The sequence below is a fragment of the Pseudomonas sp. NFPP02 genome (assembly GCF_900119355.1).
Taxonomy (GTDB): Bacteria; Pseudomonadota; Gammaproteobacteria; order Pseudomonadales; family Pseudomonadaceae; genus Aquipseudomonas; species Aquipseudomonas paracarnis.
The window spans coordinates 309,370-325,475 of record NZ_FPJI01000003.1; the positions used below are offsets into that span (position 1 = coordinate 309,370).

10 protein-coding genes are annotated in these 16,106 nt (G+C 62.6%); 8 read left to right on the top strand and 2 right to left on the bottom strand.

Annotated features, from left to right (window positions below; translation table 11 throughout):
- Positions 1–21: 21 nt before the first annotated feature.
- Both BT204_RS07475 and BT204_RS28265 read left to right on the top strand, forming a co-directional pair.
- Positions 22–1,539, top strand: coding sequence for an ArnT family glycosyltransferase (locus tag BT204_RS07475; RefSeq protein ID WP_057974984.1), 1,518 nt, complete (start codon positions 22–24; stop codon positions 1,537–1,539).
- A gap of 27 nt (positions 1,540–1,566) precedes the next feature.
- Positions 1,567–1,695, top strand: coding sequence for a hypothetical protein (locus BT204_RS28265; RefSeq protein WP_275655144.1), 129 nt, complete (start codon positions 1,567–1,569; stop codon positions 1,693–1,695).
- Positions 1,696–2,257: 562 nt separating this feature from the next.
- Here the strand turns inward: BT204_RS28265 and BT204_RS07480 are convergent.
- The gene (locus tag BT204_RS07480) at positions 2,258–8,527 is read right to left on the bottom strand and encodes a non-ribosomal peptide synthetase (RefSeq protein ID WP_072446188.1); all 6,270 of its coding nucleotides are present in this window, start codon (positions 8,525–8,527) and stop codon (positions 2,258–2,260) included.
- 490 nt (positions 8,528–9,017) lie between these two features.
- On the opposite strand from BT204_RS07480, the gene BT204_RS07485 reads away from it, so the two are divergent.
- Both BT204_RS07485 and BT204_RS07490 read left to right on the top strand, forming a co-directional pair.
- Positions 9,018–9,812: a helix-turn-helix transcriptional regulator gene (locus BT204_RS07485; RefSeq protein WP_054897417.1), complete on the top strand. Its 795-nt coding sequence runs from the start codon at positions 9,018–9,020 to the stop codon at positions 9,810–9,812.
- Positions 9,812–11,281 carry an efflux transporter outer membrane subunit gene (locus BT204_RS07490; RefSeq protein WP_139271478.1) on the top strand — a complete coding sequence of 490 codons (1,470 nt, stop codon included), beginning with the start codon at positions 9,812–9,814 and terminating at the stop codon, positions 11,279–11,281. Before BT204_RS07485 ends, BT204_RS07490 begins: the two co-directional genes overlap by 1 nt.
- Here BT204_RS07490 and hpaA read toward each other — a convergent pair.
- Complete coding sequence (gene hpaA, locus BT204_RS07495) at positions 11,208–12,068, bottom strand: 4-hydroxyphenylacetate catabolism regulatory protein HpaA (RefSeq protein WP_054917478.1); 861 nt, start codon at positions 12,066–12,068, stop codon at positions 11,208–11,210. The genes BT204_RS07490 and hpaA overlap by 74 nt on opposite strands.
- Before the next feature lie 128 nt (positions 12,069–12,196).
- On the opposite strand from hpaA, the gene BT204_RS07500 reads away from it, so the two are divergent.
- The 4 genes from BT204_RS07500 (at position 12,197) to hpaD (ending at position 16,093) form a co-directional block, all read left to right on the top strand.
- Positions 12,197–12,862: a fumarylacetoacetate hydrolase family protein gene (locus tag BT204_RS07500; protein WP_054917480.1), complete on the top strand. Its 666-nt coding sequence runs from the start codon at positions 12,197–12,199 to the stop codon at positions 12,860–12,862.
- A complete protein-coding gene (locus BT204_RS07505) occupies positions 12,859–13,629 on the top strand; it encodes a fumarylacetoacetate hydrolase family protein (protein ID WP_072446193.1) in 771 nt (256 codons plus the stop codon). Before BT204_RS07500 ends, BT204_RS07505 begins: the two co-directional genes overlap by 4 nt.
- Before the next feature lie 5 nt (positions 13,630–13,634).
- Positions 13,635–15,095: a 5-carboxymethyl-2-hydroxymuconate semialdehyde dehydrogenase gene (gene hpaE, locus BT204_RS07510; protein ID WP_072446196.1), complete on the top strand. Its 1,461-nt coding sequence runs from the start codon at positions 13,635–13,637 to the stop codon at positions 15,093–15,095.
- A 140-nt stretch (positions 15,096–15,235) separates the two neighbouring features.
- Positions 15,236–16,093, top strand: a complete 858-nt coding sequence (hpaD, locus tag BT204_RS07515) for a 3,4-dihydroxyphenylacetate 2,3-dioxygenase (protein WP_072446199.1) — start codon at positions 15,236–15,238, stop codon at positions 16,091–16,093.
- The last annotated feature ends 13 nt before the right edge of the window (positions 16,094–16,106 follow it).

Here is a 16,106-nt window from a genome sequence, read left to right on the forward strand (position 1 = left end):
GCCTGCCACGGGGAACATCCCATGAGTTTCTGGAAAACCGAACGCGGCGCCCTGGTGTTACTGCTGGGCACCTCGGCCTTGCTGCTCTTGCTGGGCCTGGGCAGCCGCGAACTGTGGGGGCCGGAAACGCGCTGGGCGAATATCGCCTTGCAGATGCTGCAAAGCGGTGACTATTTCGACCCATACCTCAAAGGCACGCCGTATTACGACAAACCCCTGCCCTCCTACTGGCTGATCACCGGGTTTGCCCATCTGCTCGGCGGCCTCGGCCCGTGGTCGCTGCGCCTGTCATCGGTGATTGCCGCGTGGTTGAGCATCTGGCTGGTGTACCTGATCGGTGAACGCCTGTTTCGCAAAGGCACCGGGCTGATTGCCGGGTGGATGCTCGCCACCACCTTCTACTTCCTGTTCTGGGCCCGCGTGGCCACCGCCGATGTCCTCACCGTGTGCGGCGTGCTGGCAGCGGTGTGGTGGTATTGGCGTGGGCCGGATGACACGCGGTTGGGGCGCTATACGGTGTTTTTCCTGTTGCTGGCCGCCACCTCACTGTTCAAGGGCTTGATCGGTGTGGTGCTGCCGGGCCTGGTGCTGTTGCCACACTTGCTCAGCGAACACCGCTACAAACGCCACCTCAACCTGCGCTTGGTGCTGGCCCTGCTCATCGCAGGCATCGTGTACGCGATTCCCTTTGTACTGTCCCACCGCTACGGCGCCCCCACTTACGGCGAGAGCGGCCTGGAGCTGGTGTTCCGCGAAAACGTGGTGCGCTTCTTCGACCCCTTCGACCATATGGGGCCGATCTACACCTACCTGATCTACTTGCCGGTCTACACCCTACCCTGGGCACCCTGCTGGTTACTTGGCCTGTGGCTGGCCGTGCGCAACTGGCGCAGGGCGCCGCCCAACGTACGCTGGCTAGTGTGGGGCCTGGGCCTGTTGTTTGTATTCTTCACCGCCAGCGGCAGCCGCCGCAGCTACTACGTGTTGCCGCTGGTGCCCTTCGCCCAACTGCTCGCCGCCTGGTGGCTGAGTGAACGCCTGCACAAAAAACCTTCGAGCTGGCCGCGCTGGCAAACAGGCATTGGCCTCAGCGCAGGCCTGCTCTTGCTGGTGCTGGGCGTGATCTACCCCTGGACCAACGGCAACGGCGGCGTCACCCGCTTCGCCGCCGACCTGCAAGCCCAGGCAGAAAAAAGCGCACCCTGGAACCAATGGCAACTGGTGCTGGTAGAGGTCGACAACAAACTGCCCATGTACCTGCAAAACCACGGCAAACCTTTCTACTACGTCAGCGAAAGCCAGGACTTCCCGCGCCAGGGCGACAGCGCCGCATTCATGGCCTGGCTGGAGAAAACCAGCGGCCAGGGGTTTGATCCGCAACGCACGATAATCGTCGCGCAGTATTCCAAGGACGAGCCCGCGCCGTTGGCGTTCCTGGGGGTGGATCATCAAGTGGTGACGACGCAACCGGATAATGGGGAGCGGTTGTTCAAGGCGCGTGAGGGAGGGAGTGTGGCGTTTGTTCCGGGGATACGCTGAGGTACTGTTGCTTGCTGGCCTTTTTTCATGGCGAAGATTCTGGCGGTGTGGCATTTGTTGGAGATTGCCAAGACTACGGTGAATCGCTCCTACCTTGGTATTGATGCAAATACCTTGGTAGTTCAGGCGAACCGGGTCGATGCCATCGCAGCATAGATATCTACACAACTTTAATGCGACGCAGGACCTGTGGCGAGGGAGCTTGCTCCCGCGACGGCCTGACAGCCGACGCTGATATAACTGATGCCCCGCGATCCCATGTGGGAGCTGGCTTGCCTGCGAAGGCGGTCTTAAAGCCGACCAGTATCTCGGGTCAGACCGCGTACATATCGGTTCCTGCGGCAATGGCTGCTATTGGTTCCGCTTTTACAGCGGGTCACTGTTGAAAAGAGCCGGAATGCCGGCCCAGCCAAAAGTAACCAAAAGGCTCTTGCCCCACCACTCGGCACCTCGCGTAGTCTCGGTGTGCCCGTAATCCGACAGCGTGGTTTAACGGGGCGCCTAAGATCAAAAGCAGATCAAGATCAAGAGCGGCTCGCTTCGCATCGTGGTTACCGTCGGCGGCTACAGGCTACAAAGTTGTGTAGATACCTATGGCCATCGCAGGCAAGCCAGCTCCCACATGGGTTCGCAGGGCATCAGTTGGATCAATGCCGGCTGTCAGGCCGCTTACGCGAGCAAGCCGCTTCCACCGCAAGCTCCCCTCACCACAAGTCAGCTAAATCCGTCGACGGCGGTTGAGTTGGGGGATGGCGGCTTGGGGAGCTTCCACGCGGGGGGCCTGCGCCGCCGTTTTCGCGGCCAGTTGTGCCAGCGTGGGCTGGCTGAACAAGGTGCGTGCGTCCACGTCCAGCCCGGCCTTGCGCAGGCGGGCTACCAGGTTCACTGCCAACAGGGAGTGCCCGCCCAGTTCAAAGAAGTGGTCATGGCGCCCTACCCGTTCGAGCTTCAACACGTCGGCCCAGATCCCGGCCATCAGGGTTTCCACCTCGCCCACTGGCGCTTCGTAGGCTCGGCTAAGCACGGCCTCCAACCCTGGCGCCGGCAGGGCCTTGCGGTCGAGTTTGCCGGCGGGGTTGAGGGGTAGTGCGTCGAGTTGCACGAAGGCGGCCGGCACCATGTATTCCGGCAGGTGCTCCAGCACATGGTCACGCAAGGCTTGCAGGCTCGGCGCCTGGCCGCGCAAGGTAAAGTAGGCCACCAGGCGCTCATCGCGAATCAATACCGCCACCTCGTGCAGCGCCGGGTGGGCGGCCAGGTGTGCTTCGATCTCTCCCAGCTCCAGGCGCACACCGCGCAGCTTGACTTGGAAGTCGTTACGCCCAAGGAATTCAAGATTGCCGTCTGGCAGGTAGCGCACCAGGTCGCCGGTGCGATACAGGCGGTCGCCGGGCACGAAGGGGCTGTCGATGAAACGTTCGGCGGTCAGCTGTTCCAAGCCCAGGTAACCACGGGCAACGCCGACGCCGCCGATGTGCAGTTGGCCGCTGATACCCATGGGTACCGGCGCATCATGAGCGTCCAGGACATACAGGCGGGTGTTGTTGATGGCGCGGCCAATCGGCAGTTGCAAGGCGGGCACCGGCGCGTCGGGTTCGAGGGTCCAGGCGCAGCTGTCTACCGTGGCTTCGGTGGGGCCGTACACGTTATGCAAGCGCACCGTGGGCAAGCGCGCCTGCACGCCACGGGCCAAGGCGGCGGTGAGTTCGCCGCCGCCGCACACTATATCAGTGAGGCTGGTGCACAGGGCCGATTCGTCCAGGTCCAGAAACTGCTGCAACATGGCGGGCACGAACTGGATCACCCTGATCTGCTGCTCACGAATCACCTGGGCCAGGTACGCCGGTTCACGGTGCCCATCGGGCCGCGCCAACACCAGGCGCATGCCGTTGCTCAACGGCCAGAACAGCTCCCACACAGAACCATCGAAGCTGAACGGCGCGCGCTGCAACAAGGCGCCGCCTTCGGCGTTCGGGCACAGTTGCGAGCCCCAATGCAACAGGTTGCCCAGGCCACGGTGCTCGATCATCACACCCTTGGGCGTGCCGGTGGAGCCCGAGGTGTACATCACGTAGGCGAGATTGGCGACGCTCAAGCCTGGCACGCTTGGATTGTCGATTGGCGCCTGATTCCAGGTGCAGTGGTCGAAGTCGATCAGCGGGATCGAGACATCGCCCACCCCTTCGCGAGTGGCAGCTTGTACCAACAGCGCCACTGGCTGGCTGTCTGTGAGCATGTAGGCCAGGCGCTCGCGTGGGTAACCTGGGTCGAGCGGCACGTAGGCGCCGCCCGCCTTGAGAATTCCCAATAAGCCCACCACCAAGTCCAACCCACGCTCCACGCACAACGCCACCCGCGAGTCCGGTTGTACGCCGTGCTCACGCAAGTGAAAAGCCAGTTGGTTGGCACGTTCGTTGAGTTGGCGGTAGGTCAATGCGTGCTGACCCGCCTGCACCGCAATGGCATCGGGGGTTCGCCGCGCATGGGCTTCAAACAGCGCTTGCACGGTCAGCGTTTGTGGGTAGTCGGTGGAGGTTGCGTTGAAGTCCACCAATAGAGTTTGCAACTGGCTCGCGGGCAGCACCTGCACACCGCGCAGCGGCATATCCGGCGTGCTTTCCAATGCGTCCAGCAGGCCGTTCAGCGCGGTGTCGAAGTAGCTCAAGACAGGTTCAGCGCCCACTGTGTCCGGGGCCATGACCTTGAGCCGGAAGCCGCTGGCCGTGTCGTCCACCGTGAGCATCAACGGGTAACTGAGGATGTCTTCACTGCTAAGCAAGGCAATGCCCGGCACAAGGTTCAGGCCAGGGTCCGCCGAGGTGTGACGATAGTTGAGCAGACTGTTGAACAGTTCCGGCACACCGCTACGACGCTGGGCCAACGCCAGGGACGCCTGTTCATGGGCGAGCAAAGCGCTCAGTTGCGCGTGAGTGTCGTGCAGCGCATCCGCCACGTTTTTCCCGGCCAGGCGCAGGCGCAGCGGCAAGGTGTTGATAAACATGCCCAAGGCCCGCTCGGCCCCCTCGCCGGCTTGCAAGCGGCCGAGCAGCACGGTACCGAACACCACATCTTCGCGGCCGGCGACACGGCTGAGCACCTGAGCCCAGGCCAGGTGGAAAAGGCTCGCGGCACTGACCCCCAGGGCTCGTGCCTGGCTGCGCAGGCGCAGATTGAGCGCGTCGCTGAGCGAGCGCTGCGCCTCTTCGGTCTCGGCACGCAGGGCCTGACGCTTCTGTAGGCCGAACGCCAAGGTCGGCTCATCGACATCCGCCAGACGCTCTCGAAAGAACGCCTCGTGCGCCGCCTGGCGAGCCGTTGAGCGGGCCTGCGCGACCATGTTGCGATAAGGCACGGGCACAGGCAGCTGCGCCTGTTGACCCAGCAGATGGGCACGAATCTCGTCCACCAGCAGCGTGGTCGACGTGGCATCGTTGACCAGATGATGAAAGCGCAGCCTGGCGACCCAGCGCTGGTGCTGGGGCTCCTCGGCGTAATCCAGGGCCATCAGCGGCGCCTGGCGCAAGTCCAGGGGTTGCGCCGGTTCGCGCAGCACTTCAACTCGCAGCTGCGCCTGGCGCCACACCACCTGCATCGGTTGTTCCAGGGCATCCCACACCAGGCTGGTGCGCAAAATATCGTGGCGATCGATCACCTGTTGCAGGGCACTGGCGAAGGCATCCAGCTGCTCGCGGCGCGCGAAGCTGAACAGCGCTTGTTGCTGGTACGGGTCGTGCGCATCGGTGAGGTGGTGGTAGAGCAACCCTTCCTGCAACGGCGCCAGCGGATAGATATCCTGCACGTTGGCGGCGCCGCCAGGGATGCCGGCGACGATGCGGTCAAGGCTGGTTTGGTCAAGTTCGGCAAGAACGAGCAAATCCTTGGTGATATGGGTGCAACCGGCCGGGATTCGATTGGCCGGCACCGCCTGTTCGTGACCGACACACGCCGCCGCCAGCGCCGCCAGGGTGGGCTGGCCGAACAGCACTTGCACATCGGCGCGCAGGCCGGCCTCGCGCATGCGCTGCACCAGTTGCACCGCCAACAGCGAATGCCCGCCCAGCTCGAAGAAATGGTCATGGCGGCCCACTGGCTGCACATTCAGCAACTCGGCCCAGATCTGCGCCAGTGTGGTCTCCACGCCCTCTTGTGGCGCTTCGAAGCGGCGGGTGATAAAGGCTTCCTGGGTCGGTGACGGCAAGGCTCGGCGGTCGAGCTTGCCGTTGGCGGTGAGGGGCAACGCGTCGAGGCACACGTAAGCCGCCGGCAGCATGTAGTCCGGCAGCGAGGCTTGCAGGTGAGTGCGCAGCACTTCGATTTCCACAGGCTGACGGGGCACAAACCACGCCCATAATTGCCCGTCGCGAAACTGCACCACCGCGTCCTGAAGCGCCGGATGGCTGGCCAGGGCCGACTCGATTTCCCCCAGTTCGATGCGCACGCCACGGATTTTTACCTGGTCGTCATTGCGCCCCAGGTAGTCGAGATTGCCGTCTGGCAGCCAGCGCGCCAGGTCGCCGGTGCGGTACATGCGACCGCCGCTGAAAGGGTCGTCGATAAACCGTTCGGCACTCAACTCGGCACGGTTCAGGTACCCCCGCGCCACGCCCTTGCCGCCGACATACAACTCCCCCGCCACGCCAATCGGCACCGGGCGTTGCTGCGCGTCCAGCAGGTAGACGCGGGCATTGGCGACCGGCGCGCCGATATGCAACGGCTGGCCCACCTCAACGCGCCCCGAGGTCGTCACAACGGTGGCTTCGGTGGGGCCATAGTTGTTCACCACCGCGAACGTCTGTGCCTGGGGGAAGGTGCGCAGGCGGTCGCCGCCGATCAGCAAGGTGCGCAAGGTAGGATGCCCCAGCCCCTGGCTGAACGCATATTCGGCCACAGGCGTGGGCAGGAAACACACATCCAATGGTTGCGAGCGCCACCAGCCGAGCAACGCGTCGATATCTTCCGCGCCTTCATGGGCCGGTGGCAGGTGCAAGGTCGCCCCCACGCACAACGCCGGCCAGACTTCCCAGGCCATGGCATCAAAACCGAAGCCGGCGACGCTGGCAGTGTGGCTGCCCGCATGCAGGTCGAACGCTTGGCAATGCCAGTCCACCAGGTTCGACACGCTGTGATGTTCGACCATCACACCCTTGGGCAACCCGGTGGAACCCGAGGTGTAAATCACGTAAGCCAGGTTCGACGGCGTGACGGCAACCTGAGGGTTACTGTCGATGGATGCGCTACCAGGCTCCAGCGCGATCACCGGTACCGTCGAGACGGGCAGACGCTGGCGTAAATCGCGCTGAGTCAGGATGGCCGCGGGCGCGCTGTCGTGCAGCAGGTACTCCAGGCGTTCGCCGGGATGGGCCGGGTCAAGCGGCACGTAGCAGGCGCCGGCCTTGAGGATCGCCAACAGCCCCGCCAGGGTGTCAAGGCCACGCCGGGCCAGGATTGCGACACGGTCATCGGGCTGTACGCCGAGCGCCACTAGTTGATGGGCGAGTGCATTGGCCTGGCGGTTGAGTTGGGTGTAGCTCAGTGAACGGTCCTGAAACACCGCCGCAATCGCGTGGGGCGTGCGTGCGGCCTGGGCCTCGATACGCTGGTGCAGGGTTTGCGGCGTGGCGTTGGGCTGCGCGGTGGCGTTCCAGTGCAGCAGTCGGGCCTGCTCCTCGGGCAGCAGCATGCAAAACTCGCCGATGGGCAGCGCAGTGTCCTCCAACCCCTGCTCCAGCAGCCCGATGAAACGCTGGGCCAACGCCTGCACATCGTGCGCCTGGAAATACGCCTCGTTGTAGACGCAATGCAGCCACGCATTGTCCTGGTAACGGTTGCTGCGCAGATGAAGGGCGAGCGGTAGCGCTTCATGGTGATTGGAGACCTTGATCGCGCGGGCCTGGACCTGACCGAAGCGCAGGTCGTGGTCGTCCTGCTCGAACGATACCGACACGTCGAAGAGTTGCCCGCGATCTGTTCGGCGCAAGCCCAGCTCGCGGTTCATCTCACTCAACGGGAAGCGCTGATGACGAAAATCCTGCTTGAGCTGATCACGGATGCCCCGTACCAGAGCACCGAAAGACACGCCCTCGTTGAACGCAAAACGTACCGCGCTGACCTGGGTGAAGAGGCCCACAGTGGCGCGAAAACGCGCGTTGGAGCGGTTGAGAATCGGCAGGCCTACTCCCCATTCCTGCCGTTGGCTGGTGCGGGTGAAATACACATACATCGCCGCCAGCAACACATGAAAGGCCGACGCCTGGTAGTGGTTGGCAACCTGCTCCATGCGGTTGAGCAACTGCACCGGAAAGCCCTGCACCCAGGTGTTGCTCGACGTCTTGGTGTTGTGCCTGGGGGTGAGCAGCGGCTCGGGCAGCACCTGGTATTTGCCCAGCCAATAATCACGGTCGCGGGCGTAGCGGGCCGATTGCAGGTAGCGTTGGTCGGTGTCGATAAAGTCGATGTAGGAAGGCGCCAGTGGCTCGGTGGCGTGCCCCTGCTCCAGGGCGCTGTAGAGCTGCGCGAGGGATTGCAGCATCTGGCCGAAGCCCCAGCCGTCGAGGATCAGGTGATGAGCCTGGGTACCGAGGCGGTAGTGATCATCATCAAGTTTGACCAGGAAAAAACGGCACAGTGGCTCGCCGCTCAGGGCGTAGGGCCGAGCCATTTGCGCCTGCATCAAGGTTTGGCTTGCCGCGGATGGGTCGGGCAGCGCGGAGAAATCATGCAGCGCCATTTCCACCTTCAGCTCCGGGGCGAATGTTTGCCCAGGCAGGCCATTGGCGTCGGTGTGCAGTTGGGTGCGTAGTGCATCGTGACGGGCCACCAGCAGTGCGACAGCATGCTGCATGCGTTCGGGCTCGACGGTGCCGGCAAAATCCAGATAGCCGCCAATGTTGTACAGCGGCGAATCGCCCACGCGCAGTTGGTCGAGCCAAATGTCTTGTTGGGCGCCAGTGAGGGGGAAGCGGGCCGGCTGGCTGGAGGAATACTGCATAAGATCCTTCTCATGGGGGTCAGGCACTGGCCGCGCAGAGGTGGCCCATTACGCCGAAGTTGCCGGATTGGAGCATGGCCGCCGAGGGGTGTCTGACACCCGAAACCCGGACATTCAAATGGATGGATAGGCCTTGATCGAAGGTTCATGGCTGAAACGATTAAAGCGTTGTAGGAGATTGGCTACAGCTCATCCATGCCGAGCCTCTGGATAACCCCTTTATTTTAATAATTCATCATTTACATCAATAACTTAACTAAAACTAAAAATAACTTACACCTGTACGTAGCCGGCTTAATTCACGAGAAACGTCGGATTAATGGCGCAGCTTTTATGGCAGCTTGTGTCCCTCGTTTCCGCTACATACGTAGGACAAATCCCTATGGCTAAATAAAATTTCGAACGCCGAGTTACGTTCAAGCAGTACGGAGCGCCCTGCACAGGCCCTGGGCAACCGTTGACGGTTTTCGACATCAAGGATGAGATGGCTATGAGTCTGACCCCGAGTATTGGCGACACCTGCGGCCCGCATTTTTATGCCGAAATGGGCGAGTTGATTTCAAACAGCGGCGACGAACATTTCGCCGCCACGATGTTGCAGCTGGTGGGCAAGTGGGTACCGATTCACCTGGTAGACCTCAGCGAATGGACCCTGGATGAACTGCGCGACCGCGTGCTGGACATCAAGTTACTGGGCAGCGCCGGGGTGAAAAAGGATTTGTCGGTGCCCCAGACCTTGCATGCGCTGAACGACCACCCGCTGTTGCGGCAGATGCTGCACATGCAAGACCCGCTGCTGATCCAGATGAACGCCAAGGCCAACAGCGCGCATCCGCGCGGTACTTCGCACCAGTGCAATCTGGTATCGCGCCAGGGCAATCGACGCTGTGTGATTTCGTTCTACCGCCCGCCGACGCAGCAGGGGTTCTCCCTGGCTGAGTTGTCGTTTCTCAAGTGCTTGTCGGACACGCTGTTGCCGTTGATGGAACGGCACGCCCAGAGCCTGCGCCAGGCGCCGCACGCCGAGACTGAGCCGGCCCATACCCTGTTGGAACAATCGCAGTTGCAGCGTGAGTTCTACAAACGCTTGTCTTTGAGCGACATCACCCTTTCGGCGCGGGAACAGGAGGTGTGCCTGGGCCTGCTGACCGGCGGTACCGTGCCGCAAATCGCGGAGAAACTCAGTGTCAAAAACAGCTCGATCGAGACCTACCTCAAGCGCGCCGCCGCCAAGCTGGGCGTGAGCGGCCGGCATGGCCTGGCCAAATGGATGGTGGGCGCCTGATGAACACACGAGCACTGTGCACCGTCGGCATGGCCTGGATGCTCGGCGGTTGCTCGCTGATTCCCGAGTACCAGCGACCAGCCGCGCCGACGCCTGCGCAGTACCCCCAAGACGGCGTATACCGCCTGGCGCAGGCCGGCACCCAGGCGCAAAACCCGGACTGGCAGCAGCTGTTCCGCGACCCGGCGCTGCAACAGCTGATTAATGATGCACTGCTCAACAACCGCGACCTGCGAGTGGCGGCCCTGAATGTGCAAGCGTTCCAGGCCCAGTACCGAATCCAGCGCGCGGATCTGTTCCCGGCGATCTCTGCCACAGGCGCCGGCAAGCGCCAGAAGCTGCCGGGGAGCGTGACCGGCACCGGCAAGTCAGCGATAACCTCCAATTACTCCGCCACCTTGGGCCTGAGCGCTTACGAACTGGATCTGTTCGGCCGCGTGCGCAGCCTCAGCGAACAGGCGCTGCTCACTTACCTGGGCACCGAACAAGCGCGGCGCAGTACGCAATTGAGCCTGGTGGCCAACGTCGCCAATGCCTACCTGACCTGGCGCGCCGATCAGGAACTGCTGGCCCTGGCCGAGCAGACCCTGGTCGCCAACGACCACAGCTGGCAATTGACCAGCCGCAGTAAAAGCGCAGGCAAAGCCTCGGCGCTGGACGTAGTGCAAGCGCGCACAGCAGTGGAAAGTACCCGCGCCAGCGTAGCCCGCTATGAACGCCAGGTGGCCCAGGACCTCAACAACCTCACGCTGCTGGTGGGTGGCCCGGTGGATGAACACCTGCCTGCGCGCCCATTGGCCGACGATCTGGTCGCCCGCGTGCCCGCCGGCTTGCCCTCGGACCTGCTGCAACGCCGCCCGGATATCCTCCAGGCCGAATACCAGTTGCAGGCGGCCAACGCCAATATCGGTGCGGCCCGTGCTGCGTTCTTTCCTTCCGTGACCCTGACGGCAAACGCCGGCAGCACCAGCAAGGAGCTGTCGGGGCTGTTCAAGGGCGGCTCGGGTAGCTGGACCTTCCAGCCGCAGATCAACCTGCCGATCTTCAACGCCGGCAGCCTGCGCGCCAGCCTCGATTACGCCAGGCTGCAGAAGGACATCACGGTGGCCCAGTACGAAAAATCCATCCAGGGCGCCTTCCAGGAAGTTGCCGACGGCCTCGCCGCACGCCAGACCTTCAACGACCAACTGGCGGCGCAACGGGATTTCGTCGCCGCCAACCAGAACTACTATGACCTGGCCGAGCACCGTTACCGCAGCGGCGTGGACAGCAACCTGACGTTCCTCGATGCGCAGCGTTCGCTGTTCAGCGCGCAACAGGCGCTGATTGTGGACCGGCTGGCGCAGTTGGTCGCCGAGGTGAATTTGTATACCGCACTGGGTGGCGCCTGGGATATCAGCGCAACCCCGACTGCCGCAGCCGGTACTCCCCCGGTGTCATCTGTGCATAGCGCAAAAAAAACCGGCTGAAATACGCAGGGTCCTTGAACCCCAGCTGGTAGCAGATTTCATTCGCGGAACTGCCGGTAAACAACAGCAGGCGCTTGGCCTCTTGCATCAGCCGTTCAAGGATCAGGCGCTTGGACGGCAGGTCGGCAATGCGTCGGCACACTTCATTGAGCCGCGCCTGGGTCACGCCAATACTCTCGGCATAACGCGCCAACGGCCAATGTTCCAGGTAGTGGGCTTCGATCAGCTCGTTGAAACGATGGAAGATGCGCAGGTCTTCGTGGGCTGTCGGGCGTGCCGGCTGGGCGTGGGCGCACAGGCGCAGCAGGCGGATCATGATCAACCGCGTCAGGCTGTCGAGGGCGGCGGCGCGCCCTGCCCGTTCGGCGTTGATCTCACTGCACAGCGCCTCGAAGAGTTGTTCCAAGCCCTCAGCGTCGCCAGTCAAGGCCACACATGCGGCGCCGGAGGCGAGGCTGGGGTCGGCGTCGATCAATCCCCATACAAGCTGCTGGCGCACCGTCAACACATGCCCGTCGGCATCGGCTTCGGTGACAAAAGCATGGGCCACCGTGGGCGGCGTGAGAAAAAACATCGGTCCCGATTCAACGTACTGGCGGTCATCCAGATACACCCGCACTGCACCACTCTTGACGTAATGCACCTGGAAAAACCGGTCATGGCGATGCACCGCCATATTGCGCCCGAAAAACCCCGCCAGGTTGCCGAGCTTGTCGTAATGCACCTCGGCGTCGCTGTAGCGCTGGTCGTAGACCTGCCCGATGTTGATGTTGGGAATCGGCTTCACGGGGCTCTCTTCTTGTTGTTGTGAGGCCAGCGCAGTGTGCCACGCTTGACGGTAGTTAACATATTAATTATAACGTTAACAACTTAACGAACGGCCTGTGCAGCCGTCGTCACCGCCAGGAGAAACGCATGAGCCGAACCCTGCATGATGTTGCCAGCGGCACCCTGTTCGGCGTTGCGCTGAACTACCAGGGCCTGCTGGACCAGCATCTCGCCGCCTTCCAACAGCCGCCCTACCAGCAGCCGCCGACCAAGCCGGTGCTGTTTATCAAAACCCCCAACACCCGCAATGCCCATGGCGGCGTAGTGCTGCAGCCTGCGGGCGAGCGCCTGCAGCCGGGCCCGGCGCTGGGTGTGGTGATCGGCCAGCGCGCCAGCCGTGTCAGCCTGGAGAACGCCATGGCGCATGTGGCCGGGTATGTGGTGGTGAATGAATTCAGCCTGCCGGAAGACAGCTACTACCGCCCCGCCGTCAAAGCCAAATGCCGCGATGGGTTTTGCGCCCTGGGCCCGCAGTTGGTGGCGCGGGATCAAGTGGCCAACCCCAATCAATTGAGCCTCAAGCTGTTCGTCAATGGCGAGCTGCGCCAGGAAAGCTCTACCGCCGATTGGGTACGCGACATCCCGCAATTGATCGCCGAGATCAGCGAGTTCATGACCCTGTACCCCGGCGATGTGCTGATCACCGGCACCCCGCAAGGCCGCGTGGATGTGCAGCCAGGCGACCAGGTTGAGGTCGATATCACCGGCATTGGCCGCCTGAGCAACACCATTGCAGCGGAGGCATCGGCATGAAACGCGCACGTATCCACTTTGAAGGTGCAACCCACAACGTATTGGTGCAAGCCGACTGCAGCGTGCGCCTGAAGGATGGGCGGTTGCTGGCCGAAGACCAGGTGCAATGGCTGCCACCCGCCACCGGCAACATGTTCGCCCTGGGTTTGAACTACGCCGACCACGCCGCCGAACTGGCCTTTACGCCGCCGACCGAACCGCTGGCATTCATCAAATCGGTGGGCACTTACACCGGTCACCGCCAAGTCAGTTGGCGCCCCGACAACGTCGCCTACATGCACTACGAGTGCGAGCTGGTGGCAGTGATCGGCAAGACCGCGCGCAACGTCAAGCGCGCCGACGCCCTGGACTACCTGGCCGGTTACACGGTGTGCAACGACTACGCGATCCGCGACTACCTGGAAAACTACTACCGCCCCAACCTGCGCGTGAAAAACCGCGACGCCACCACCCCGGTCGGCCCATGGATTGTCGACGTGGCCGATGTGCCCGACGCAGGCAACCTGAAATTGCGTACCTGGATCAACGGCGAACTGCGCCAGGAAGGCAGCACGAAAGACATGATTTTCGATATCCCTTACCTCATCGAATACCTGTCCAGCTTCATGACCCTGCAACCGGGCGACATGATCGCCACCGGCACGCCCGAGGGCCTGGCCGATGTGGTGCCGGGGGATGAGGTAGTGGTGGAAGTCGAAGGCGTGGGCCGCCTGGTCAACCGTATCGTCAGTGAAACGGAGTTTTTCTCCGAGCGCAAAGAGGCTTGAGCACCATGATCAAACACTGGATCAACGGCCGTGAGGTCGAAAGCAAAGACACCTTTATCAACTACAACCCGGCCACCGGCGAGGCCATCGGTGAAGTGGCCAGCGGCGGTGCCGAAGAAGTCGCGCAGGCCGTGGCGGCGGCCAAGGCCGCGTTCCCCAAGTGGGCCAATACGCCGGCCAAGGAGCGCGCGCGCTTGATGCGCAAACTGGGCGAGCTGATCGAACAGAACGTGCCACACCTGGCCGAGCTGGAAACCCTGGACACCGGCCTGCCGATCCACCAGACCAAGAACGTGTTGATCCCGCGTGCCTCGCACAACTTCGATTTCTTCGCTGAGGTCTGCACCCGCATGGACGGCCACACCTACCCGGTGGATGACCAGATGCTCAACTACACCCTGTACCAGCCGGTGGGCGTGTGCGGGCTGGTATCGCCGTGGAACGTGCCGTTCATGACCGCCACCTGGAAGACCGCGCCGTGCCTGGCGCTGGGCAATACGGCGGTGTTGAAGATGTCGGAGCTGTCGCCGCTGACCGCCAATGAACTGGGGCGCCTGGCGGTGGAAGCCGGGATTCCCGACGGCGTGCTCAATGTGATCCAGGGCTACGGCGCCACCGCCGGTGATGCACTGGTGCGCCACCCGGATGTACGGGCGATTTCCTTTACCGGCGGCACCGCCACGGGTAAGAAAATCATGCAGAGCGCCGGCCTGAAAAAGTACTCCATGGAACTGGGCGGCAAGTCGCCGGTGCTGATTTTTGAAGACGCCGACCTGGAACGCGCCCTCGACGCCGCGTTGTTCACGATCTTTTCCCTCAACGGCGAGCGCTGCACCGCTGGCAGCCGGATCTTTATCCAGGAAAGCGTCTACCCGCAATTTGTCGCCGAGTTCGCGGCGCGAGCCAAGCGCTTGATCGTCGGCGACCCCCAGGACCCGAACACCCAGGTCGGCTCGATGATCACCCAGGCCCATTACGACAAGGTCACCGGCTACATCAAGATCGGCCTGGACGAGGGCGCCACGCTGCTGGCTGGCGGCCTGGAACGCCCGGCCAACCTGCCGGCGCACCTCAGCCGCGGCCAGTTTATCCAGCCGACGGTGTTTGCCGACGTGAACAACCGGATGCGCATCGCCCAGGAAGAAATCTTCGGCCCGGTGGTGTGCCTGATCCCGTTCAAAGACGAAGCTGAAGCGCTGCAATTGGCCAACGACACCGAATACGGGCTGGCCTCCTACATCTGGACCCAGGACATCGGCAAGGCCCACCGCCTGGCGCGCGGTATCGAAGCGGGCATGGTATTTATCAACAGCCAGAACGTACGGGATTTGCGCCAGCCGTTTGGCGGAGTCAAAGGCTCGGGCACCGGGCGTGAAGGCGGCCAGTACAGCTTCGAAGTGTTTGCCGAGATCAAGAACGTGTGTATTTCCATGGGCAGTCATCACATTCCGCGTTGGGGCGTCTGAAGCCCGCATTGCTTGTAGGAGCGAGCTTGCTCGCGAAGCACCCACAGGCACCGCTGGCTACCTGAAGCGCTGCGTTATCGTTGACGTTTTTCGCGAGCGAGCTCGCTCCTACAAAAGAATAATTATTCAGGAGAGTCATCATGGGCGAAGTGGTTCTGGCAGCGAAGATCTGCCACGTACCGTCTATGTACCTGTCGGAACTGCCCGGCAAACATCACGGCTGTCGCGAAGCGGCGATTGCCGGGCACAAGGAGATCGGCCGGCGTGCCCGCGAACTGGGGGCCGACACTGCGGTGGTGTTCGACGTGCACTGGCTGGTCAACAGCGGCTACCACGTCAATTGCGGCGAGCAGTTCCAGGGCACCTACACCAGCAACGAACTGCCGCATTTCATCAAGAACATGGACTACGCCTACCCCGGTTGCCCAGAGCTGGGCGAGCTGATCGCCGCCGAAGCCAACCTGGCTGGCGTGCGCAGCATGGCCCACAACATCCCGAGCCTGGAGCTGGAATACGGCACCCTGGTGCCCATGCGCTACATGCATATGGGCGTGCCCGACGCAGAGAAATTCAAGGTCATTTCCATCGCTGCCTGGTGCGCCTGGCATCGCCTGGAAGACAGCTTTGCCTTCGGCGCCGCCGTGCGCCGGGCGATCGAAAAGAGCGACCGCAAGGTGCTGGTGCTGGCGTCCGGCTCGCTGTCCCATCGGTTCTCGGACGACCGCCAGGCTGAGGCGAATATCCACAACTGGACCCGCGAATTCGACAAGCAGGTGGACCTGCATGTCGTGGAAATGTGGAAGCAAGGTCGCTTCAAGGAGTTCTGCGCCATGTTGCCCGACTACGCCGAACATTGTTTTGGCGAAGGCAAGATGCACGACACCGCCATGCTCCTGGGCCTGCTGGGTGGGCCGGACTATGCCAAGCCGACCGAGATCATCACGCCGCCGTTCGGCAGTTCGGGCACCGGCCAGATCAACGCGATTTTCCCGCTTTAACCCTGGGAGAACA